Raw genomic sequence first — 20,642 nt, forward strand, 5'->3', positions numbered from 1 at the left:
AGCGCGAGTAGAACTCGACCACCAGATTGGGTTCCATCTGCACCGGATAGGGCACATCGCCGATTACCGGAATGCGGCTGAACTTCGCCGTCATCTTGGTGTGATCAACGTCCAGATAGTCGGGCGTGTCGCGTTCCCCCGATGCCGCCGCTTCCATCACGGTTGCCAGCTGGCGCGAAGCCTCCTTGACCTCGATCACATCCCCCACCTTGACGAGATAGGAGGCGATGTTGACGCGCTTGCCATTGATCTTGATATGGCCGTGATTGACGAATTGGCGGGCGGCAAACACGGTTGCCACGAATTTCGCGCGATAGACCAGCGCATCGAGGCGCCGCTCGAGCAGGCCGATCAGATTGGCCGACGTGTCGCCACGCATGCGGATGGCCTCAGCGTAATAGCGGCGGAACTGGCGCTCCGAGATATTGCCGTAATAGCCCTTGAGCTTCTGCTTCGCCTTGAGCTGGGTGCCGAAATCGGACGTCTTGCCCTTGCGGCGCTGTCCGTGCTGGCCAGGTCCGTACTCGCGCCGGTTGACCGGGCTCTTGGGGCGGCCCCACAGATTTTGTCCCAGACGACGATCAATCTTGTATTTCGCCTCATGGCGCTTCGACATGGCTCAGTCTCCAGAATATGGAGCGCCAGCACCCCTCTTCCGGGCGCCGTGCTCGCGGTCTCATGATGAGATCGCGCCCTCCTCTATCCCGATTGACCGGGAGCGACAGGCGGCAAGCCGCCACGGGTGCGTTTCCTGCCACAATGGCAGGAGGTGCGGGACATAGAGGGGGTGGCGTGAAATGTCAATCAAAGGACGCGCGCGGCGCCCTGTATCACTGAGTATCAGCATAAGCCCGACACCGGCCAATTTTTGGCACCGGCCATCGACCGGACCAAGCCGCTCTTCTTCCCGAAACCATCACAAGACCAACGACATGCAGCGACTTTTCGCAGACCGTCTTCCCGCGGCTTCCACTCGTGTTAGGATTTAATTCCTTTATTGCGATGAGTGGACCCGATGATGGAATTGCCGCCCTATCTGCGAACAACCCTCCTGCGCCAGCGCTGGCTGGCGGCGGCCGAGCGCTTCGAACTGGCACTGGCCGCCCGCGAACCGGACTATCCGGCGCAGAAGAAGCAGGCGCTGGAATGGCGCCTTGCTGAGCGTGAGGCGGCACTGCACCACGCTTACGACGAACTGCACCAGCTCAATTTGCGCTTTGATCCCAACCAGCCGCGCATTCCCGCCGGCGAACCCGGCGCCGGGCAATGGACGAGCGGGGGTGGTGGGGGTGTCGCTGCCGATGCAGGCGATCCGCTCTTCGACGGTTCCGACACGCCTGACAGCGCAACCGACGCTCCTCCTTCCGATAGCCCGTCCGGCACCATCATCGGCACCGCGCCCGACGGCACACCGATCGTGGCGGCGGGTGACAGAGGAGAGCAAGTAATCAGCCCGCATAAGCCCAATTATCACGATTATACGTCAGGGCCAAACATGGTGTGTTCAGCCGAGAATCGCTGTTCTCGCGAGCAGATGGCCGACTATCTGTCGCGCTTTGCCGTGCCAGGTCAGGACCCTGCAAGGCCGGTTCGCGATAAAGATGTTTCTACAGTGTATGATCCCTATGTTGGAGTGTCTGTAGGCAAAGTAGACACGCGCATTTCTGCAGACGGGTTGACAATAACGAATGTTACAAGGGACGGTCACATCTTTTACTATGGTCAGGTTGAGCGTAGTTTAATCGAGAACCCCGACGGTTCAATGTCAGTGATGACACGCGGTACGGGCAATAATACCTCTTTTGCGCTGTCGATCCTCAACCAACGCACCGGGCCGGGTATATTCGACCAACTTGACGCCAGAATGCGCCAATACATCGGTGAGAGACATGGGTCGCGCAAGACTATGGAGTATTCTGATCTTCGGCATTCTCTCCGTCTCAGCTGCCATGGCCTGGCTTCTGCTCACGCCACGGGAGCAGCCCATGCCCTTTGAATTATCAGCTGAAGAGATGCGCATGCCCTTGCGCGCCATTTCCATCACCGTTCCCAACACCTCCCGCGCCGCGATGCTGGCACAATTGCAGGTCTTTGGCCGTGATACACGCTTTGCCATTTATGCCGGCCCTGTCGATCAGGGCACTAACCTAATCAAAATTGCTGCCTATCGATCGGATATCACCTTCATAGGCACTTTGTCAGCTGATGGGTCAAAATTGGAATTGATAGTTATTCGCACGTTTGACCGTATTCCACAGGTCGCAATCGACCAAGGGGTCGAAGGATTGCGAAGCGCGATTGCGCCGCTATCGGGCGTGCGTTTTGAGCAAAAAGTGTTCGTGCGTGGCGATGACATGCGGCTTGATCCGCGAATTCCGATATCGGCGGTGCGCGGAGGCCGTATCGACCTGAGCGATGGGCTTCATGAAGCGTTGAAACGACGCTTTCTTCGTTTTACTGAACAAAACGGCATGGCGGTGACGTGGGGGCAATTATCAGCCGATCCACGCGAATTCGCCATCAACGCTTATAGCGAGAAGGTGACTGTCTCTGGCGCCACCTTTTCGGGTGGTCGTGAGTTCAGCATTGCATTACATCGCACCGGCGATCGGTCGGCCACGGAGGAATCGCTTTCTGAGCTGTTCGCTCGTTTGCGCCAGGCCCTCGAAGAGGTCGATGGCGTGATATTAATCGACGAAAGCAATTCACATCGTTGATTTTCGCGATCTCCCGTAGACGCGTCAGGCGGCGCTGACCAGCGCCTATATCGCGCTCGACCGGCTCAATTTGCGCTTTGATCCCAGCCAGCCGCGCATTCCCGCCGGCGAACCCGGCGCCGGGCAGTGGACGAGCGGGGGTGGTGGGGGTGTCGCTGCCGATGCAGGCGATCCGCTCTTCGACGGTTCCGACACGCCTGACAGTGCAACCGACGCTCCTCCTTCCGATAGCCCGTCCGGCACCATCATCGGCTCCGCTCCCGACGGCAAACCGATCGTGGCGGCGGGCCAGGACGACAATGTCCCTCGTCGGCTGAGCACGTTTCCGGTGCAGCTGGAAGATGAAGAAGGTGACAAGGGTGCTCACACCATTCGCGATCACGTTGACAAGAGCGAAGAATATTTGATGCGGACGGTACGGGATTCGGTAACGTATAGAGTGCCTAGGGGAGTGTTTTATAAGGAAAGAGCGGGAAGCTTCACTTCGCTGCAATCAGCAAACCGCTTGGTCAATTCAACCCTCAGTGAGCCCAATAATGCTGGCATGGTTGCAGCCGTAGCCGAAGGCCGGATTCTCAAAAACACAACGGTCGAAAGTCAAACATCCTTTTCAAAGCCGACCGGCTATGAAGCCTTCCGCTCCTCTCCCAACCAGCAGCCGATTATCCGTTCAACCGATGCCGTTAGGGTGATCATCGTGCATGATGCAACCCTGACACGCGGCTATCGCGTTCATACGGCTTTTCCGATCACAAAGAAATTCTGACAGAAAGGGCATACGACTATGAAGATACCAGCAATACATAGGCGTATTATGACAATGTTTGATCCAGAATGTCTCGGCAGCTCAAGTTTTGCAACGTTTGAGGACGACTTTAAAAACAATTTCGCCAACGGAAATCTGACTGATGCCGAGATTGATGAATTTGTTGCCTTCATCGATCAAGTCACCGATGAGCGTAATTCGGAGGCCTATTGTCAGGAGGTGTGGGAAGCAGGCGGAAGCCGTTACCGGGCAATGCCGGGCGAGTTCCGCAACGCGCTGAAATATGTCCGCGATGTGATCGCCAGCATCAAGCAAGAGGCCTAGGGTCAGGACCCATCAATTTAGGCAAAACGGCATGGCACGAATGGATAAAATGGCAGGAGAAGCCCGAAAAGCATACCCTTTGGTATGGTTGAGGGCGTCGACGAACCAGTTTGCCATTCGTGCCTTGTCCTTCGGATGGGGTGAAATGACGCGATCTTTATGTCGCAAGCCTTTGAAAGTCAGACGACTTCCTGCAGGCTTGCTCCTCAACCTCGCGCCATGTCCCTCCCACCGTTTCGCCCAAATTAACGGGTCCTGACCCCAGGTCTTTAAACCCTGCGGCTCAAAGCGTGTTGTGATCGGTTGCGGCGGGCTGATGCCAAACGGCGCGCCCTCAAGATCAATGTCGATCCAGCCAGCCGGACAAGGAACGAGCGGGGGGTGACGCCAGTCCGCTTCTTCCCGGCAGGGTTCGCGTCGCTCTGCGCCTCACAGCGGCGTGCGCCCGCGCCGCTTGCGCCGGTTTTTCCTGATCACCTCGATGCGCTCCTTGTCATCAGGCTGCAGATAAACCCCGCGCTCGAGGATTTCGAGCGTATATTCCTCATAGGTGACGCCGGCTTTTTCCGCCCGCGCCTGCCGGCGCAGAACGGTGTCGTAGGGAATGCGCTTCCATGCCGCGCGATGCGCCGCGCGCCAGCCGAAATAAGTACGAAATCCCCCTCTGCCCCAGGGCGGGACGTGGTCGTTCTCCTCAAGCGGCGGCCCGCCATTATGGCCGAAGGCGGCTGGGATCGGGCGATGGCTCATGGAAACGACACGGAGCGGTTGAACTGAAGGTGATCCAATGCACTCATTCGATCAGGAATGAACATCGGTGCAAGCACATTTCCGCAGCAGATGCACCGCATGCAGAGCAATCATCGCGTTCTGGTTGTAAATTTCGCCGGCGCGCCGGCGATGATCCCGACACGACCTTGCTTTGGCCGTCATTTCCGCCTATCGCCGGCCACCTCTTGATGGATGCGCGATGCTTCGATTTCCGACCCTTGTTGTTGTGGTTCTGGCGCTGGCAGGCTGTAGCGCCACCGAGCGCAGCTTCACTGTGCCGAAACTCGGGCCGGTGCCGATCGAGCGCATCAGCGCGTCCTCCTTTCCCATGAGCAAGGATATCTGGCGCCTGTCGGTTAAAAGCGATGGCCAGTTCGAGAAGGAAATCGTCGAGCGGACCGCCCTTTATCGCGCGGCTGAGCTTACCGTGCAGCGCGGTTTTGAACGTTTCATCGTGACCTCGACGGCGGTCGGCACGCAGGCCCGCCCCCTCACCCAGACCTTGCAGCAGACAAGCGAATTCGCCGGCACCGCCGGCAATGTCGTGGTGCCGGGCATCGGCTCGCTGCTTGGCGGCGGGGCAAGCGCGGTGATCGGCGGGGTTGACCGCGCGTTTACATCCTATGGTGGCGAGATCGTCATCAAGATGTTCAAGGCCGACGATCCAGCCGCCACCAATGCGCTTGACGCCGATGACATCCTCAACACCTATGTGAACGAGTTGAAAAAACCCACTTGAGGCAAGCCCGCCTATAGCGGCAGATGCATGAGCGTGAAGCCGCCGACGCCGTAGGCCTTGAGCACCAGCTTCTCCGCATCGCCCTCCGCCACACGTCCGGTAAAGACGGCGATGCCATCGAGTTGTGGCACTGCCGGTGGCCCGGCGCTGCCGCCGCGCGCCAGCAGCGCATCAACGCGGCGCGCTATCGCCGGCGCCGGATCAACCAGCGCAACCGGCCAGGGCGCGAGGCGCGCAATATGGTCGGCCAGCAGCGGGTAATGCGTACACCCCAGAACAAGCTGGTCGGTGCGCCGCCCCTCGACCTCAACGAAGCACGGCGCAATCTCGGCGAGGATCGCACCATCCGCCACGCTCTCGCCTCTGAGCTTTGCTTCAGCCAGTTCTGCAAGATGCACAGAGCCCACAAGCTCGACATGGCAGTGACTGGCGAAGCGCTCGATCAGCGCTCTGGTATATTCCCGCCTCACCGTGGCAGCGGTCGCCAGCACGGCAATCACCCGGCTTTGGCTCGCTTCCGCCGCCGGTTTCACCGCCGGCACGGTTCCCACAAACGGCAGTTCAAAACTGGCGCGCAGCGCTGAAAGCGCGATCGTCGACGCAGTGTTACAGGCAATGACCGCCAGATCCGGTGCAAATTCGGCGACAAGCCGGTCGAAGACAGTCAAAACGCGCGCCGTCATCGCCTCTTCGCTGAGGCGCCCATAGGGAAAGGCAGCATCATCGGCGCAATAGATGAAGTCACAATCCGGACGCGCCGCGCGCACCGCGCCGAGGACGCTGAGACCGCCAAATCCTGAATCGAAAATCACGATGACCGGGCGCTGTCGCATGGCTTCCCTTGTTTACAGCACATCTTCTGCGTGAATCCTAAGGTCGCAGAAGACGTCGCGCCACTTTTTCGGCAACCTCCATGCCGCTCAGGGTCGCGCCCCCGACCGTCATCGCCGCCTTGCCGGCCAGCGCCTCACCTGCGAAATAAATGCGCTCGCCCACCGGTTCCATCAGCGCCGCGCGGGCATCCGCATGCCCCGGCCGGGCGATTGAATAACTGCCAAGAGCAAACGGGTCAGCCCACCAGCCAGCCAGCCGCGCGCCGCGATAGGCCGCTCTCACCTGTGGGCCCAGCGCCTCGGCAAGTTCACCCAGCATCAGCGCAGCCGCGCCCGCTTCGCCGAGGGCAACCACCTCACGGGCCCGGTCGCCTCCCAGATGGGCAACCACCACCTTCTCGCCATGCGGCCACATGGCGTAAAGGACCAAGACGCCACCATGGCGCGACACCAGCGTGCTGTTGGGGCCCATGCCGAAGCCATCCTCGCTGTCAAAGCGCAGCGCGATCTTGGTATAGGCGCCCATGCCGAGCCCATCGAGCGCGTGGCGGTGCGTCACGGGAAGTTCGGGCGTAAAGGCAAGCCGCCCCGCCCGCAAGACACCGATCGGCACGGTGACGATGGCGGCATCGGCGCTGATCTGCCCCTTGTCCAACACCACTTTCACGCCCTGCCCGCTCCAGTCGATGCGTCGCGCCACTGTCGACAGACTGACCTTCACGTCAGCGCCGTAGCGCTGGACCAAACGCCCGTAACCGCTCGGCACCACGAGATCGCCGCCTGAATCGAGACGATTATAGTCGATGAGCGATACAAGCTCCGCTTCCTCGCCAAGCGCGCCCGAAGCGATCGCCCGCGCCGCCGCAATGACCTCTTCGCCGCCAAGGCTTGCCGCCATATCGGCAAGCGAGATGTCAGGCGCTCCGTCCGGCCGCTGGTCAGCTGCTGCTGCAAAGGTTGAAAATGCCAGCCGCCGCCGCGCTGCCTGGCCGCGTGGCAGCAAAAGCCCGTCTTCGGCAATCCGCAGACCGCCATTGGCAGCCCTATCATCGATGGTTTCAACCGCCAGATCGCGCGCAAACACCGCCCATGGATTGCGCTCGGCCCAGTGGATGTAGAAGGCGCCCGCATCGAAACGTGCCCCTAGCAGCTCATCGGTAAAGGCCCGCCCGCCGATACGATCACGCGCTTCAATCACGTCAAAACTGATGCCAGCTTCCATCAGCGCCTTCGCCGCCGCCAGCCCCGCCGCACCTGCCCCGATGATCACCACATGGGGCGTCGCGGCGCGGGCTCGTCGCAGAACAAGCGGCGCGGCGAGCATGCCAGACAGGGCTGAGCGGCGCGACAGGGACGACAAGCTGGAGGATGCGTGTTTCACGCTGCCCCTTCTGCCTCGTCTTTGCGGCGTTTGCGCGACAGCATGTTGATGACCCCGCGCAAGGTTCTCACATCATGTTCTGTCAACCCGCGCCGATGCAGGATGTTGCGCAGATTGCGGCTCATGACGATTTTTTTCTCCGCTGTACCGAAAAATCCAGCCTCATCCAGCTCACGCTCCAGATGGTCGACAAGCCCCGCCATCGCCTCGCGGGTCGCAGGCCCGGCGCCAAGCTCGGTCGCAAACGGCAGCTGCTCCCCCTCCGCAAGGCTGGTGAACCATTCATAGCCAACCAGCAGCACGGCCTGCGCCAGATTGAGCGAGGCAAAAGCCGGGTTGACCGGCAGCGTCAGCACTTCGTCGGCCAGCGCCACGTCATCGCTGGAGAGGCCCGCCCGCTCCGGCCCGAAGACAATCGCTGCCCGCTGGCCGCCCTCAATCCGCCCGCGCAGGGCGCGCGCGGCCGCGCGTGGACCAACGACAATCTTCGCCTGCGCCCGCTCGCGCGCGCTGGTGGCGTAGACAAAATGCGTGTCCGCTATCGCCTCGGCGAGCGAGGCAAAGACCACCGCCCCGTTGATGATATCAAGCGCACCCGATGCGGCAGCCTCGGCCTTTTCACTCGGCCAGCCATCGCGCGGGCGCACCAATCGCAACTCGCTCAAACCCATATTGGCCATGGCGCGCGCGACCATGCCGATATTCTCGCCAAGCTGGGGATCAACCAGAACAATGACCGGAGACGGCGCCGTCCTCATCGCGCCGCGTTCCGATCATACAACGTCCAGCCAGCATTGCTGCGATCAGGCGGAACGCAGCGGCGGCAGCGTGAAGAACTCGTTGATGACATGAAAGATGCGATGGCGATTGATCCCGAGCAAAGCCACGTGCGCCAGCCCGCGCACCATGTGGAATTGTTTGTCATAACTGGGAAGCTTCGAAAAATACTCATAAAGTTCCGCTTCAGTGGAATTTCCATCATGTTCGGCACGCGTCATGCACACCGGGCACTTGACCGTTTCGGGCTCGTTCATCGGCAGATTGAGCGCCATGTCGAGATAAATACCGCTGGGTGCCGTGTCGCCAAGCTTGAGTTCATGCTCGGCCAGCGCATCAGCCACCGCCGGTACAAAGGTGGAGGGGTCGTCACGGGTGAAAATACCCCGGAAGGTGGCCAGCGACAGCTTGCGGACTGGATTTGCCCGCAGCTCTTCCGCGCGGCCCCGGCGCCTCGCGATCTCGGGCGCTTCCTTGCCGTGATAGGTGAAGGCGTCAAGCACGACACGGTCGACCCGGTCGGGGTGCCTGGAGGCAAACAAGGCCGCCCGCAACGCTCCCGATGACTGGGCATAGACCATGGGTGACTTTACGCCAGTCAGTCGTTCGATCATCCGAAATGCGATCAGCAGATCGTCAGCCCCTGACTCGATACCGATAAACTTGAGCGGGCGTGTCGAGCGTCCATACCCCTCATGGTCCATCGCCCACACGTCGAAACCGCGGCTAGCCAGAAAATCCATCAAAGAATAATCGGCAAGCCCCGGCACCTGCAGGTCAAACCCACCACGGCCCGAAAACGTCGAGCCATGAACAAGTACGACGACGGGCTGGGGAGCCGCCGCCGGCTGCTGACGCTTGCGGTAGATATAAAGCTTGCTCTCGCCTTTCTGCGCCCAGTGATCCTCACTGACGATGGCGGGCGTTGTCTGCGCCTGGACGGCCGACGTTGCGCCCAGCGCACCCAGCGCCACCGTGCCAGCGATGAAGCCACGGCGATTCGCTCCCTCGCGGCTGGAATTCGATCTTGTCGACTTTGTCGTCAATTTGCTCATCGCGCCCTCCTCCGACCGCTTGCGGCCATTATCGTTTTATCCGCCTATTTGACCCCAATTTCTCACCAGATGAAAGGGCCTCGCGGAAGGTTGAGTATTCAAACCAAGCTTGGCTTTGTCACCGGCTCGGCAAATGCTATAGCCACCGGCGTCATGGCGCGGCGTGGCAAGAGGCCACCGGGCACAGAAGGATGGGGATTGAATGATGAACAAGATCAAGGTCGCAAACCCGGTCGTCGAGCTCGACGGCGATGAAATGACCCGGATCATCTGGCAGTACATCAAGGATAAGCTGATCCATCCCTACCTCGATATCAATCTCGAATATTACGATTTGAGCGTCGAGATGCGCGACAAGACCAAGGATCAGATCACCATCGATGCGGCAAACGCCATCAAGAAGCATGGCGCTGGCGTCAAATGCGCCACCATCACGCCCGATGAAGCGCGGGTGAAGGAATTCAACCTCCATGAGATGTGGAAGTCGCCGAACGGCACCATCCGCAACATCCTCGGCGGCGTTATTTTCCGCGAGCCCATCATCTGCAAGAACGTGCCGCGCCTTGTGCCCGGCTGGACGCAGCCCATCGTCGTCGGCCGTCACGCCTACGGCGACCAGTACCGCGCCACCGACTTCAAGGTGCCCGGCAAGGGGCGCCTCACCATCAAGTTCGAGGGTGAGGATGGTCAGGTGATCGAGAAAGAAGTGTTCAAGTTCCCCGGCGCTGGCGTTGCCATGTCGATGTATAATCTTGATGATTCAATTCGCGACTTTGCCCGCGCTTCGCTGAATTACGGGCTTTCCCGCAAATATCCGGTCTATCTGTCGACCAAGAACACGATCCTCAAAGCCTATGACGGCCGCTTCAAGGATATTTTCCAGGAGGTGTTTGACGCCGAGTTCGCCAGCCAGTTCAAGGCTCTTGGCATCAGCTATGAGCATCGCCTGATCGACGACATGGTGGCATCCGCCCTCAAATGGTCGGGCGGCTATGTCTGGGCGTGCAAGAATTATGATGGCGACGTGCAGTCCGATATCGTGGCCCAGGGGTTTGGCTCGCTCGGCCTCATGACCTCCGTCCTGACCACGCCCGATGGCAGGATCGTCGAGGCGGAGGCCGCCCATGGCACCGTCACCCGCCATTTCCGCGAATATCAGAAGGGCAAGGAAACCTCGACGAATTCGATCGCCTCGATTTTTGCCTGGACGCGCGGCCTGTCACACCGCGCCAAGCTCGATGGTAATGGCGAGTTGAGCAAGTTCGCTTTGACGCTGGAAAAGGTGTGCGTCGATACTGTGGAAGCAGGGTTCATGACGAAGGACCTGGCGCTGCTCGTTGGCGATGATCAGAAATGGCTGTCGACCACCGGCTTCCTCGACAAGATCGACCAGAACCTCAAGGCAGCGATGGCATAGCAACGCGACTTGGTCGCAGCAGAGACCCAAGTGAGCGACAAAGCCTTTTGCACGCCAGCTGCGTCTCCATCAGCGCCAGACAAAAATGGCGCTGATGACCATCTGCCCGAGACGATCTCCGTTGCCGGCGCCACCCAGCTGGCGCGTCTGCACGCACAAGGGGCACAAATTTACCAATGCGCCGCTGACGCCAACGGCAATCTGCAATGGGTGTTGCGCGAACCGATTGCCGCGCTTTTTGACGAAGCAGGCAACACGGTCGGGCGCCATTATGGGGGGCCGCGCTGGGAACTCGACGATGGCAGCCTGCTGGTCGGTAAAGCTATTGCCCGAGAACCGGCCCCGCATGCGCATGATATTCCGCTGGTCAAGCTGGAAGCCAAAGCCGAACGCACGACCGGCGCCCTGGCGAGCGCCACATTCATTCAACGAATTGCCACCCGGGGCGGTCAACCCACACAACCATGCCAGCGGGCAGGCGACCTGCTCAGCGTCGCCTATGCGGCGGATTACGTCTTTCTTGCCTATCCCTGACCGGCTTTGTCATCGGGCGCTCCGCGACGCTCGGTGATGCCGCGTGCCTCAGCTACAATTTTTATTTTTTGCGCAATATCGGGATGCTGCGACATGATGTGATGAAAATCATGCGCATCAAGAACGAGCAGGCTGGTGCGCTCGCGGGCCCTGACGGTTGCCGAGCGATTGGCGCGGATCAGCAGCGCCATCTCGCCGAAGAACTGCCCCGTACCAAGCGCCACCGGCCCCTGAGGCAATTCAACGATGACCTCGCCCTGGGCGATGAAATACATGGAATGAGCAGGCTCTCCCATGCGCACGATGGCATCCCCGGCATTGGCTGTCTGCGCGTGCAGCACGCTGATGATTTCACTGATTGCGGGCGCGTCAAGGCCGGCAAACAGCGGCACCCGCGCGATCATCGACCACGTGACAATAAATTCGCGCCGATGGATCTCGCGCTCGAAGGCCGAGGCAACGATACCAACCGGCAAGGCCACCATCACCAGACCGATAATGGCGGTGATGGACGTCACGAACTTGCCCAACGCCGTTACCGGATAGACATCGCCATAGCCGATCGTCGTCAGCGTGATGACCGCCCAGTACATGGCGTCAGGAATGGAACCGAATTTGTCGGGCTGCTCCTCGCCCTCTATGGCGTGCATAAGTGAGGCCGCCATCAGCACCGCACCCAACAGGATAATGAGCGAGGCAAGGAGTGCGCGGCGTTCCGACCATACCGCATCCGCAAGGCTCGACAGGCCAGGAGAATAACGCGCCAGCTTGAAGAAGCGCACGAGCCGGAAAATCAGCGCGACACGCAGATTGAGCGGATAAAACAGAGCGACCAAAGTCGGCAGGATGGCCAGGAGGTCAACGATCGCCGCCGGTTGCAGCGCATAAGTCAGCCGCGCGCGCGCTGGCGGCATATCCTTGAACAAGGGATGCTCGACCGCCACCCACAACCGCACGGCATATTCGGCAAAGAAAACGAACGCCGTGACGTATTCGATCGTCTCAAACAGCAGCCGGTGCGCCGCCCCAAAGCGCGGCACCGATTCACCAACCGCCGCTGCAATGTTGATCAGCACCGCAGCAATCAGCAGGCGATGAACGAACCGGGACGCGGCGGTACCGTGATGCGGCTGGTCGAGAATAGCAAACATCCACCGGCGCCAGCTCTGTGTCATGCGCGCTCCCCGGCGATGGCGCTAGCCATTCATCATGATGCGCCAAGCAGTGCCGCCACCGCCTCGATGGCTGCCTCAGCCTGCGCCCCGTCCGGCCCTCCGGCCTGTGCCATGTCGCGCCGCCCGCCGCCGCCTTTGCCGCCCATGGCCTGCGCCGCCTGCTTGACCAGCTGCACGGCATCGAAACGGGCGGTCATATCCTGCGTGAGCGCCACAACCACGCTCCCCTTCCCGTCCTCGCCGACCGAGATCAACGCCACCACGCCCGAGACGAGGCGCGCCTTTCCTTCATCCGCAAGGCTCTTCAGATCATTGGCCTTGATGCCGTCCACGCGGCGCGCCAGAAACCTGATGCCGGCAATCTCGCGCATATCCTGATCGCCGCCGGCGCTGCCACCGAGCGCAAGCTTGCGCCGCGCTTCGCCAAGCTCGCGCTCCAGGCTGCGCCGCTCATCCATGATTTTCGCCAGCCGCTCCACCACGCCCGATGGTGTAACCTTCAGCAGCTCGGCTGCCTGCGCCACCATCTGCGCCTGCTCGTTGAAATGGCGCCGCGCCGCCTCCCCGCTCAGCGCCTCGATGCGCCGCACACCCGAGGACACCGCCTGCTCGCCGATGACCGCGATGACGCCGATATCGCCCGTGCGCTCGACATGCGTGCCGCCGCAAAGTTCAACCGACCATGCCTTACCCTGAACGTGCGGGCCCATCGACACCACCCGCACTTCCTCGCCGTACTTCTCGCCAAACAGCGCGCGCGCACCCGAGGCAATCGCCTCGTCAACCGCCATCAGACGCGTTGTCACCGGCGTGTTGGCAATCACCACCTCATTGGCAAGATCTTCGACCTTGCGCAGTTCGTCAGCGCTGATCGGCTGGTGCTGGCTGAAGTCAAAGCGCAGGCGATCAGGCGCTACCATCGAGCCCTTCTGCGCCACGTGATCGCCCAGCACCAGGCGCAGCGCCTCGTGAAGAAGATGGGTCGATGAATGATGGGCACGGATCGCCGCGCGGCGCGCGTGATCAACGTGCAGTTCGAGCGCCACCCCGACTGAAAGCGTCCCCGTATCGACACTCACGCGGTGAACGAAGAGATCGCCGAGAATTTTGCCCGTACCGCTGACGCGCGCCCTCACGCCAGCGCCCTGCAGCCGGCCCTCATCACCCAGTTGCCCGCCCGACTCGGCGTAAAACGGGGTCTGATTGAACAGCACCAATCCGCTCTCGCCGGCGTTGAGCGCGTGAACCTCCTTGCCGTCAACCACCAGCGCGCTCACCACGCCTTCCGCCGTTTCGGTATCATAACCCAGGAACTCGCTGGCGCCGACCCGCTCCCTCAGCTCGAACCACACCCGCTCCGTGGTTGCTTCCCCCGACCCCGCCCATGAGGCGCGCGCTTCCGCCTTCTGGCGCGCCATGGCGGTGGTGAAACCTGTCTGGTCAACCGTAATCGACCGGCTCTTCAGCGCGTCCTCGGTGAGATCGAGAGGGAAGCCAAAGGTGTCGTAAAGCTTGAAGGCGACATCGCCCGGCAGCGACTGACCGGCGGTGAGACCAGCGGTCGCCTCATCAAGGAGCACAAGGCCGCGCTTCAGCGTCTTGAGAAAGCGCGTCTCCTCAAGGCGCAGCGTTTCGGTGATGAGCGCGGACGCGCGCACGAGCTCCGGATAGGCAAGACCCATCTCCCGGATGAGCGCGGGCACGAGGCGCCACATCACCGGCTCGCTTGCACCCAGCAACTGGGCGTGGCGCATGGCACGACGCATGATCCGGCGCAGGACATAGCCGCGCCCTTCATTGCCCGGCAGCACGCCATCGGCAACCAGAAAGGCCGAGCAGCGTAAATGATCGGCAATCACGCGATGTGAGACACCGCGCTTGTCATCGGCGTCAACGCCCGTCACTTCAGCGACGGCGGCGATAAGCGCACGCATGAGATCGGTGTTGTAGATATCATGCACGCCCTGGAGCACAGTTGCCATGCGCTCAAGCCCCATGCCGGTATCAATCGAGGGGCGCGGCAATGGCACGCGCTCGCCGCCCGGCAACTCCTCGAACTGCATGAAAACGAGGTTCCATATCTCCACAAACCGGTCGCCATCCGCTTCAGCCGAACCCGGCGGGCCCCCGGCGACCTTCGGCCCATGGTCGAAGAAAATTTCCGAGCACGGGCCACACGGACCAACATCACCCATGCGCCAGAAATTATCATTGGTGGCGATACGGATGATACGGTCATCCCCCAGCCCGGCGATCCGGCGCCAGAAGCCCGCAGCCTCCTCGTCATCATGATAGACCGTCACATAGAGGCGCTCAGCCGCCAGCCCGAACTCGCGCGTGACCAGCCGCCACGCCATATCGATGGCACGTTCCTTGAAATAATCGCCGAAGGAAAAATTACCCAGCATCTCGAAAAAAGTGAGATGGCGAGCCGTGTAGCCCACATTGTCGAGATCATTATGCTTGCCGCCCGCCCGCACGCATTTTTGTGCCGTCGTCGCGCAGCGATAGGGCGCCACCTGCTGGCCGGTGAACAGATTCTTGAACTGAACCATGCCGGAATTGGCAAACATCAGCGTCGGATCGTTGCGCGGCACCAACGGGCTCGAGGCCACGATTTCATGGCCCTCACGCCGGAAGAAATCCAGAAATCCGCTACGAATATCGTTAACGCCGCTCATGCTGTGTCAAACCCCAAAGCCACTCAGCCGTTTTAGGCATCGGCCTCAGGCTTTGTCCAGCAGTGCGAGTGCGCCATAGCCGACAATAACCGGCGTGAGGCGACAAATCGCCCGAGCCAAGATAGGGCGCGCGAAGCGGCAAACGATGCGAGGCAACCAAGATCAGCCTCGCACCGCCGACACGCGCTATCCACAGATCACATGTCCGGCAGGCTTCAGCCGGACAATGCCGCCATTGCCCCAGCAGACGTCAGACCGGCTCCTCGCCATCGCTGTCAGCCTCCGGCGTTCCCTGCAGGATCTTGTCGGCGATCAACCCCGCATTCTGCCGGATCGCCGCCTCGATGCGCTCGGCCATCTCCGCATGTTGTTTAAGGAAATTCTTGGCATTCTCACGCCCCTGGCCAATGCGCTGGCTGTCAAAGGAAAACCAAGCCCCCGACTTGTCAACGACGCCGGCCTTGACGCCAAGGTCGATGAGTTCGCCCATCTTGGACACACCTTCTCCGTACATGATGTCGAATTCGACCTGCTTGAAGGGCGGCGCCAGCTTGTTCTTCACCACTTTGACGCGTGTCTGATTGCCAACCACCTCTTCGCGATCCTTGATCGCGCCGATGCGGCGGATATCGAGGCGGACGGACGCGTAGAATTTAAGGGCGTTGCCACCGGTAGTGGTTTCCGGCGAGCCATACATGACGCCGATCTTCATACGGATCTGATTGATGAAGATGACCATCGTCTTGGAGCGTGAGATCGAGGCGGTCAGCTTGCGCAGCGCCTGGCTCATCAGGCGCGCCTGCATGCCCGGCTGACTATCACCCATCTCGCCTTCAAGCTCGGCGCGCGGCGTCAGCGCCGCTACAGAATCGACCACCAGCACATCCACCGCGCCGGAGCGCACCAGCGTGTCGCAGATTTCGAGCGCCTGCTCGCCGGAATCCGGCTGCGAAATCAGCAGATCATCGAGGGTCACGCCCAGTTTGCGCGCATAAATGACATCCAGCGCATGCTCGGCATCGATAAAGGCGCACACCCCGCCCCGCTTCTGCGCTTCGGCAATCGTGTGCAGCGCCAGCGTCGTCTTGCCCGATGATTCAGGCCCGTAAATCTCGACCACGCGCCCGCGCGGCAGGCCGCCGATCCCCAGCGCGATATCGAGGCCGAGCGATCCTGTCGGCACTGACTCGATCTCGACCGCCTTGTGGTTGGCGCCGTAGCGCATGATCGAACCCTTGCCGAAGGCACGCTCAATCTGCGACAGCGCGGCGTCCAGCGCTTTGGTTTTGTCCATACCGTCCCCCTCGACAAGCCGAAGCGAATTTTGAGCCATAGCGAATCCTCCTGCAATCTAGCTGTTAAAAACCATCTGCGACACGTGTCCTCGTCAAACCTTGCCGTCACCTGCGACCGACTGCGGTCTGATCGCCTTCAAACGACAATGTACACATTTTGTTCTAGTTCGCAATTTGTTCTTTTTCGTTAATGCAGATTTTTGTCGAGCGACGTCCCGCTACTCCGGTTATGAGCGCGAACGGGCAGGACCACATGATGTGATCGACGAAAGATTGATACAATTAAATTATTGATATCATATATTTTTCTTTATTTTGTACCGCGTCCGCCCCGCTCCAGGCTCGCGATCAACGCCTGCGCCACATGTTCGGCCATGCAACGATATCCGGTATCGTTGAGATGCAAACCATCATCAGAAATCAGGATGTGCTTGCCCGATCGGGCGATAAACCGCATGGCGGCGTAGCGCCGCGAAATGGCAACATGGCGGGCTGCCGTCACCCGCTCGAGCGCCCTGGCGATAGCCAGGAAATGGCTCTGGTCGGCTGCCTGGGGAGCATATTGCGCCCCGACAACGATAACATCAACCTGACGACGCCTGAGCCAGCCGATGGTTGAGCTGAGCGTGCGCTCAAATTGCGCGACCGAGACCCGCGACAGCGCGTCATTCGTTCCCACCTGCCAGACGACGACGTCAGGGTTTTCATGCCGGATTTCCTCCCGCAAACGCGCTGCCGTGCTTGTCGCCAGTTCACCCGACAGGCCGCGATTAATGATTGCAACCTCAACCGGCTTGAGCTGTGCTGTGAGGATGGACTGCAATTGTGCGGGATAGGCATGCTCGGGCGACGAGGCGCCGACACCCGATGTCGATGACGAGCCAATAGCCAGAATCGTCACCTTTTCGCGCCGCTCGATACGCGCGCCAAGCGTCGGCAGGGGTGCTGCTGTCGCGATATCGCGCTGCGGAGCCACGCACGCACGGCTCAAGGCCGGCAACTCGGCTCGTGCCGGGGCAAGGCCCGCCATCAGCATCGCCACGCCAGCAAGGATCATCCATGTCTTCACAGCAACGTCCCACATCGTTCCATCAGCACCCTCGCGTGGAAGCGCGCGTTTCAGCCATCACGGGGCAGGCCGTCGGCGGCCATTCACGCCCGTTATCAAATAGCTGGCACCAATATGTCAGGCAAACACCAGGATAAAAATCCACTTTCTTTGTAATAAGTCTAAAAGATAGGCGTTGACCACCGCCTGCGTCTGGCGCGATGAAGGCTGCACGAACGCTGGTGTGCCAGCATCTGATAATGGGGCCTTGAACCCCATCGATTGGAGAAACGAATGACTCAATTTCGACGCGGTCTGCGCTCTGCCGGCTTGATGACAACTTATTCAGCCGTTCTGGCGGTTTCTCTATTGGTCCTTTCGCTCGTCAGCCAGCCTGCCCTGGCGCAGGAGACAGTGGAGATTTCCATCTCGAACCATCGCTTCCAGCCAGCGGAAGTCAAAGTCCCTGCCGGAAAGCCGCTGGTTTTGATCGTCAAGAACCTTGATGCGTCGGCCGAGGAATTCGAGAGCAAGGTTTTGAAGATCGAGAAAGTGATCGCGGGAAAGAGCGAAGCGCGTATCAATGTGCGACCGCTGACACCGGGCCGATACAAGTTCTACGGCGAGTTCCATGAGGCAACCGCTCAGGGCGTTCTGATCGTTGAATAGGGTGTGACATGCTGTCTTCTGCCATCATCGTCTTTCGTGAAGTCATCGAGGCCGGGATTATCATTGGCATTGTGCTGGCGGTAACACGCGGCGTCCACTGGCGCGTGCCCATGGTTCTGGCGGGGTTGGCAATCGGCGTGGCCGGCAGTCTGGTTGTGGCGACGTTCGCCGGCGGCATTTCTGCAGCCCTCGCCGGCGCCGGCCAGGAAATTTTCAATTCACTTCTGCTGGGAACAGCCGTCTGCATGCTCATCTGGCATAATGTGTGGATGGCATCGCATGGCCGCGAACTGGCTTGCGAGATGCGCCAGCTTGGCAGCGAGGTCGTCACCGGCAAACGCTCCTTGTGGGCGCTGGCGATTGTCATTGCCATTGCTGTCTTGCGTGAAGGCTCCGAGGTGGTGCTGTTCATGTACGGTATCGCCGTCTCTGAAACAGCATCAGCAGCCGAATTGCTGGCCGGTGGATTGACTGGTTTTGCGCTTGGCGCCAGCCTCAGCGCCCTCACCTATTGGGGGCTGGTCACCATTCCCGCCCGCTATCTCTTTTCGGTCACCGGATGGTTGATCACCTTTCTTGCAGCCGGCATGGCAGCTCAGGCGGTGACCTACCTGGCACAGGCGGGGATCGTGACAGCGCTCGGTGACATCGTGTGGGACACGTCAGCCATTCTGCCAGATTCCGTTCTTCTGGGACGCATCCTCCATGCACTCCTCGGCTATGTCGACCAGCCGACCGGTCTCCAGCTCGTCGCCTATCTCGGAACGGTGGCAGTCATGGTGGGTCTGTCCCACCTCATCGCCCGGCCCCAGCAGCCAAAGCGCCTGGTCGCCGGTGCCTGAACACACCTGATCCAGTGAGCTGACGTATTTTGCGATGACGTGGAAGCCGTTTAATCGTCACAAAACATGCTAAATAACGAGTTGGAGCGCGGTTTTGATACCATCCAGATGCAACGTCCTGAGCCCGGCCTGAAATACCAATCAGAAGCGCCACAGCCTGTCGCTCCGGCTTTTTCAGCAGGTGAAGCTCACCTAATGAGCGCCTGCGCCAGGCCTTCAGTTCAAACGGCTGGGGCAGCAAGGTGACAGCGTCATCCTTGAATTCGCGCTCAAACGCGCCATCAATTGCGGGTGGCCGCGGGCTGAGCCTTCTCAAACAACAATTCACATATTTTGTTCCAGCTCATCATGTGTTTTTTCTGTCAGCACAACCGAAATGCCAGCGCTGCGCTTCTGAAATATCTAAAAAATACAAATCGCGTGCAAGACGATATGTATTTATGGCCGTTCTAAATAAAGATGTATTTATCAGAACTATTCTAAATTGAAGTCATATTGTTTGACATGAGATTAGAAATCAATTCATAAGATAAGCATGACAGTACAGATGTATCATGAGCATTTTATATATAGGAGTTATGGAATGCATAACCGCCGCCATTTTTTTGTTTCAATTGCCAGCGCCCTGGTTCTTTGTCAGATGCTGGCTGCGCCCGCCTCAGCACAACAAACAACCCTGGTGGTCTATAACGCCCAGCATCCCAGCCTCACGCAAGGATGGGTCGACGCGTTTACAAAAGAGACCGGGATCGCGGTGACGTTGCGCAATGGCAATGATACCCAGCTGGGTAACCAGATCGTCCAGGAAGGCGAACGCACGCCCGCCGACGTCTTTTTGACCGAGAACTCGCCGTCGATGGTGCTGGTTGATAATGCCGGCTTGCTGGCCCCGCTATCGCCCGAAACCCTGGCAGGCGTCGAGCCACAATTCCGCCCTTCCCACGGGCGGTGGACCGGGGTTGCGGCACGGGCGACGATCTTTGTGTATGACAAGCGCAAGCTCACCCAGGATGCCTTGCCGAAATCCCTGATGGATCTTGCAGGTGCGGGCTGGAAAGGCCGGTGGGCCGCCTCACCCTCAGGCGGAGATTTTCAGGCCATCGTTGGTGCCATGCTGGAGCTGAAGGGCGAGGACGCCACTTTGACCTGGCTGAAGGCCATGAAACAGAACGCCGTCATCTATCGCGGCAACAGCGTCGCCATGAAGGCGGTCAATGCCGGAGAAGCAGATGGCGCCATCATCTATCATTATTACTGGATCGGTGATCAGGCGAGGACGGGTGAGAACAGCGGCAATCTCGCTGTGCACTATTTCGGCAACCAGGATCCCGGCGCCTTCGTGTCAATTTCCACCGCCGGCGTGCTGAAGACAAGCAAGCAGCCAGCCGCAGCCCAGGCTCTGGTGAAGTGGATCGCCGGCCGAAAGGGTCAGGATTTTGTGCTTACCGGGAGCGCCTACGTCTATCCGGTGGGCGAAGGCATCACGGCAAACGAACGTTTGAAGCCGATGGTGGACCTGCAGGCGCCCAAGATAGATCCCGCCAAACTCGACAGCCGCAAGGTTTCGGAGTTGATGATAGCGGCGGGCTTGCTGTAAGCCAGATCAGCGTCCTGCGCT

The 20,642-nt window shown here is 60.1% G+C and carries 20 protein-coding genes; 10 read left to right on the forward strand and 10 right to left on the reverse strand.

All coding sequences use genetic code 11. The features are described from left to right. The coding region (gene rpsD, locus ACINK1_RS11860) for a 30S ribosomal protein S4 (protein ID WP_376801240.1) at positions 1-616 on the reverse strand (616 nt) is incomplete at its 3' end. A gap of 399 nt (positions 617-1,015) precedes the next feature. On the opposite strand from rpsD, the gene ACINK1_RS11865 reads away from it, so the two are divergent. The 4 genes from ACINK1_RS11865 to ACINK1_RS11880 all read left to right on the forward strand — a co-directional run bounded on the left by ACINK1_RS11865 (position 1,016) and on the right by ACINK1_RS11880 (position 3,807). Further along, entirely contained in the window at positions 1,016-1,996 is a 981-nt protein-coding gene (locus ACINK1_RS11865) for a hypothetical protein (protein WP_376801241.1), read from the forward strand. Continuing rightward, positions 1,986-2,717, forward strand: coding sequence for a hypothetical protein (locus tag ACINK1_RS11870; protein ID WP_376801243.1), 732 nt, complete (start codon positions 1,986-1,988; stop codon positions 2,715-2,717). Before ACINK1_RS11865 ends, ACINK1_RS11870 begins: the two co-directional genes overlap by 11 nt. 70 nt (positions 2,718-2,787) lie before the next feature. Continuing rightward, positions 2,788-3,483, forward strand: a complete 696-nt coding sequence (locus ACINK1_RS11875; RefSeq protein WP_376801245.1) for an RNase A-like domain-containing protein — start codon at positions 2,788-2,790, stop codon at positions 3,481-3,483. A gap of 48 nt (positions 3,484-3,531) precedes the next feature. Continuing rightward, complete coding sequence (locus ACINK1_RS11880) at positions 3,532-3,807, forward strand: hypothetical protein (protein ID WP_376801246.1); 276 nt, start codon at positions 3,532-3,534, stop codon at positions 3,805-3,807. Positions 3,808-4,236: 429 nt separating this feature from the next. On the opposite strand, the gene ACINK1_RS11885 is transcribed toward ACINK1_RS11880, so the two are convergent. Further along, on the reverse strand, positions 4,237-4,557 hold the full coding sequence (locus ACINK1_RS11885) for a hypothetical protein (RefSeq protein WP_376802695.1): 321 nt from the start codon (positions 4,555-4,557) through the stop codon (positions 4,237-4,239). A 220-nt stretch (positions 4,558-4,777) separates the two neighbouring features. Here ACINK1_RS11885 and ACINK1_RS11890 point away from each other — a divergent pair, with 220 nt between their 5' ends. After that, a complete protein-coding gene (locus tag ACINK1_RS11890) occupies positions 4,778-5,317 on the forward strand; it encodes a CC0125/CC1285 family lipoprotein (protein WP_376802694.1) in 540 nt (179 codons plus the stop codon). Between the two features lie 11 nt (positions 5,318-5,328). Here ACINK1_RS11890 and murI read toward each other — a convergent pair whose 3' ends face one another. The 4 genes from murI to ACINK1_RS11910 are packed head-to-tail and all read right to left on the reverse strand — an operon-like array spanning position 5,329 to position 9,363. Next, positions 5,329-6,150 (reverse strand): glutamate racemase, encoded by an 822-nt coding sequence (murI, locus tag ACINK1_RS11895; RefSeq protein ID WP_376802693.1) that lies wholly within the window; start codon positions 6,148-6,150, stop codon positions 5,329-5,331. A 37-nt stretch (positions 6,151-6,187) separates the two neighbouring features. Continuing rightward, entirely contained in the window at positions 6,188-7,474 is a 1,287-nt protein-coding gene (locus tag ACINK1_RS11900) for a flavin monoamine oxidase family protein (protein WP_395760138.1), read from the reverse strand. Positions 7,475-7,527: 53 nt separating this feature from the next. Next, positions 7,528-8,289, reverse strand: coding sequence for an RNA methyltransferase (locus tag ACINK1_RS11905; protein ID WP_376802691.1), 762 nt, complete (start codon positions 8,287-8,289; stop codon positions 7,528-7,530). Between the two features lie 45 nt (positions 8,290-8,334). Further along, positions 8,335-9,363 (reverse strand): alpha/beta hydrolase, encoded by a 1,029-nt coding sequence (locus ACINK1_RS11910; protein WP_376802689.1) that lies wholly within the window; start codon positions 9,361-9,363, stop codon positions 8,335-8,337. A gap of 205 nt (positions 9,364-9,568) precedes the next feature. Between ACINK1_RS11910 and ACINK1_RS11915 the strand changes: the two genes are divergently transcribed. Together ACINK1_RS11915 and ACINK1_RS11920 are read left to right on the forward strand one after the other, a co-directional pair. Then, complete coding sequence (locus tag ACINK1_RS11915) at positions 9,569-10,780, forward strand: NADP-dependent isocitrate dehydrogenase (RefSeq protein WP_376802687.1); 1,212 nt, start codon at positions 9,569-9,571, stop codon at positions 10,778-10,780. A 30-nt stretch (positions 10,781-10,810) separates the two neighbouring features. After that, positions 10,811-11,314 carry a DUF3455 domain-containing protein gene (locus ACINK1_RS11920; protein ID WP_376802686.1) on the forward strand — a complete coding sequence of 168 codons (504 nt, stop codon included), beginning with the start codon at positions 10,811-10,813 and terminating at the stop codon, positions 11,312-11,314. Here ACINK1_RS11920 and ACINK1_RS11925 read toward each other — a convergent pair. The 4 genes from ACINK1_RS11925 to ACINK1_RS11940 form a co-directional block, all read right to left on the reverse strand. Then, on the reverse strand, positions 11,305-12,489 hold the full coding sequence (locus ACINK1_RS11925; RefSeq protein WP_376802685.1) for a cyclic nucleotide-gated ion channel: 1,185 nt from the start codon (positions 12,487-12,489) through the stop codon (positions 11,305-11,307). The genes ACINK1_RS11920 and ACINK1_RS11925 overlap by 10 nt on opposite strands. A gap of 32 nt (positions 12,490-12,521) precedes the next feature. Then, a complete protein-coding gene (alaS, locus tag ACINK1_RS11930; protein ID WP_376802684.1) occupies positions 12,522-15,170 on the reverse strand; it encodes an alanine--tRNA ligase in 2,649 nt (882 codons plus the stop codon). Positions 15,171-15,420: 250 nt separating this feature from the next. Beyond that, on the reverse strand, positions 15,421-16,503 hold the full coding sequence (gene recA, locus ACINK1_RS11935; RefSeq protein WP_376802683.1) for a recombinase RecA: 1,083 nt from the start codon (positions 16,501-16,503) through the stop codon (positions 15,421-15,423). Between the two features lie 272 nt (positions 16,504-16,775). Next, on the reverse strand, positions 16,776-17,549 hold the full coding sequence (locus tag ACINK1_RS11940) for an SGNH/GDSL hydrolase family protein (RefSeq protein ID WP_376802682.1): 774 nt from the start codon (positions 17,547-17,549) through the stop codon (positions 16,776-16,778). Between the two features lie 258 nt (positions 17,550-17,807). On the opposite strand from ACINK1_RS11940, the gene ACINK1_RS11945 reads away from it, so the two are divergent. From ACINK1_RS11945 to ACINK1_RS11955, 3 genes are all read left to right on the forward strand, one after another. Further along, positions 17,808-18,182, forward strand: a complete 375-nt coding sequence (locus ACINK1_RS11945) for a cupredoxin domain-containing protein (RefSeq protein ID WP_376802681.1) — start codon at positions 17,808-17,810, stop codon at positions 18,180-18,182. An 8-nt stretch (positions 18,183-18,190) separates the two neighbouring features. Continuing rightward, positions 18,191-19,024 (forward strand): FTR1 family protein, encoded by an 834-nt coding sequence (locus ACINK1_RS11950; protein WP_376802680.1) that lies wholly within the window; start codon positions 18,191-18,193, stop codon positions 19,022-19,024. 583 nt (positions 19,025-19,607) lie between these two features. Beyond that, positions 19,608-20,621: an iron ABC transporter substrate-binding protein gene (locus ACINK1_RS11955; protein WP_376802679.1), complete on the forward strand. Its 1,014-nt coding sequence runs from the start codon at positions 19,608-19,610 to the stop codon at positions 20,619-20,621. Positions 20,622-20,642 lie beyond the last annotated feature (21 nt).

The sequence above is a fragment of the Raskinella chloraquaticus (SeqCode) genome (assembly GCF_021731865.1).
GTDB lineage: Bacteria > Pseudomonadota > Alphaproteobacteria > Rhizobiales > UBA4765 > Raskinella > Raskinella chloraquaticus.

What these genes read in the sequence shown, in the direction of transcription:
- ACINK1_RS11890 (WP_376802694.1), top strand. Translation starts at nt 4,778, where the DNA reads ATGCTTCGATTTCCGACCCTTGTTGTTGTGGTTCTGGCGCTGGCAGGC.
- ACINK1_RS11910 (WP_376802689.1), bottom strand. Translation starts at nt 9,363, where the DNA reads ATGAGCAAATTGACGACAAAGTCGACAAGATCGAATTCCAGCCGCGAG.
- recA (WP_376802683.1), bottom strand. Translation starts at nt 16,503, where the DNA reads ATGGCTCAAAATTCGCTTCGGCTTGTCGAGGGGGACGGTATGGACAAA.
- ACINK1_RS11925 (WP_376802685.1), bottom strand. Translation starts at nt 12,489, where the DNA reads ATGACACAGAGCTGGCGCCGGTGGATGTTTGCTATTCTCGACCAGCCG.
- ACINK1_RS11950 (WP_376802680.1), top strand. Translation starts at nt 18,191, where the DNA reads ATGCTGTCTTCTGCCATCATCGTCTTTCGTGAAGTCATCGAGGCCGGG.
- ACINK1_RS11865 (WP_376801241.1), top strand. Translation starts at nt 1,016, where the DNA reads ATGATGGAATTGCCGCCCTATCTGCGAACAACCCTCCTGCGCCAGCGC.
- ACINK1_RS11940 (WP_376802682.1), bottom strand. Translation starts at nt 17,549, where the DNA reads ATGTGGGACGTTGCTGTGAAGACATGGATGATCCTTGCTGGCGTGGCG.
- ACINK1_RS11955 (WP_376802679.1), top strand. Translation starts at nt 19,608, where the DNA reads ATGCATAACCGCCGCCATTTTTTTGTTTCAATTGCCAGCGCCCTGGTT.
- ACINK1_RS11885 (WP_376802695.1), bottom strand. Translation starts at nt 4,557, where the DNA reads ATGAGCCATCGCCCGATCCCAGCCGCCTTCGGCCATAATGGCGGGCCG.
- ACINK1_RS11905 (WP_376802691.1), bottom strand. Translation starts at nt 8,289, where the DNA reads ATGAGGACGGCGCCGTCTCCGGTCATTGTTCTGGTTGATCCCCAGCTT.
- ACINK1_RS11915 (WP_376802687.1), top strand. Translation starts at nt 9,569, where the DNA reads ATGAACAAGATCAAGGTCGCAAACCCGGTCGTCGAGCTCGACGGCGAT.
- ACINK1_RS11945 (WP_376802681.1), top strand. Translation starts at nt 17,808, where the DNA reads ATGACTCAATTTCGACGCGGTCTGCGCTCTGCCGGCTTGATGACAACT.
- murI (WP_376802693.1), bottom strand. Translation starts at nt 6,150, where the DNA reads ATGCGACAGCGCCCGGTCATCGTGATTTTCGATTCAGGATTTGGCGGT.
- ACINK1_RS11880 (WP_376801246.1), top strand. Translation starts at nt 3,532, where the DNA reads ATGACAATGTTTGATCCAGAATGTCTCGGCAGCTCAAGTTTTGCAACG.
- ACINK1_RS11870 (WP_376801243.1), top strand. Translation starts at nt 1,986, where the DNA reads ATGCCCTTTGAATTATCAGCTGAAGAGATGCGCATGCCCTTGCGCGCC.
- alaS (WP_376802684.1), bottom strand. Translation starts at nt 15,170, where the DNA reads ATGAGCGGCGTTAACGATATTCGTAGCGGATTTCTGGATTTCTTCCGG.
- ACINK1_RS11900 (WP_395760138.1), bottom strand. Translation starts at nt 7,474, where the DNA reads ATGCTCGCCGCGCCGCTTGTTCTGCGACGAGCCCGCGCCGCGACGCCC.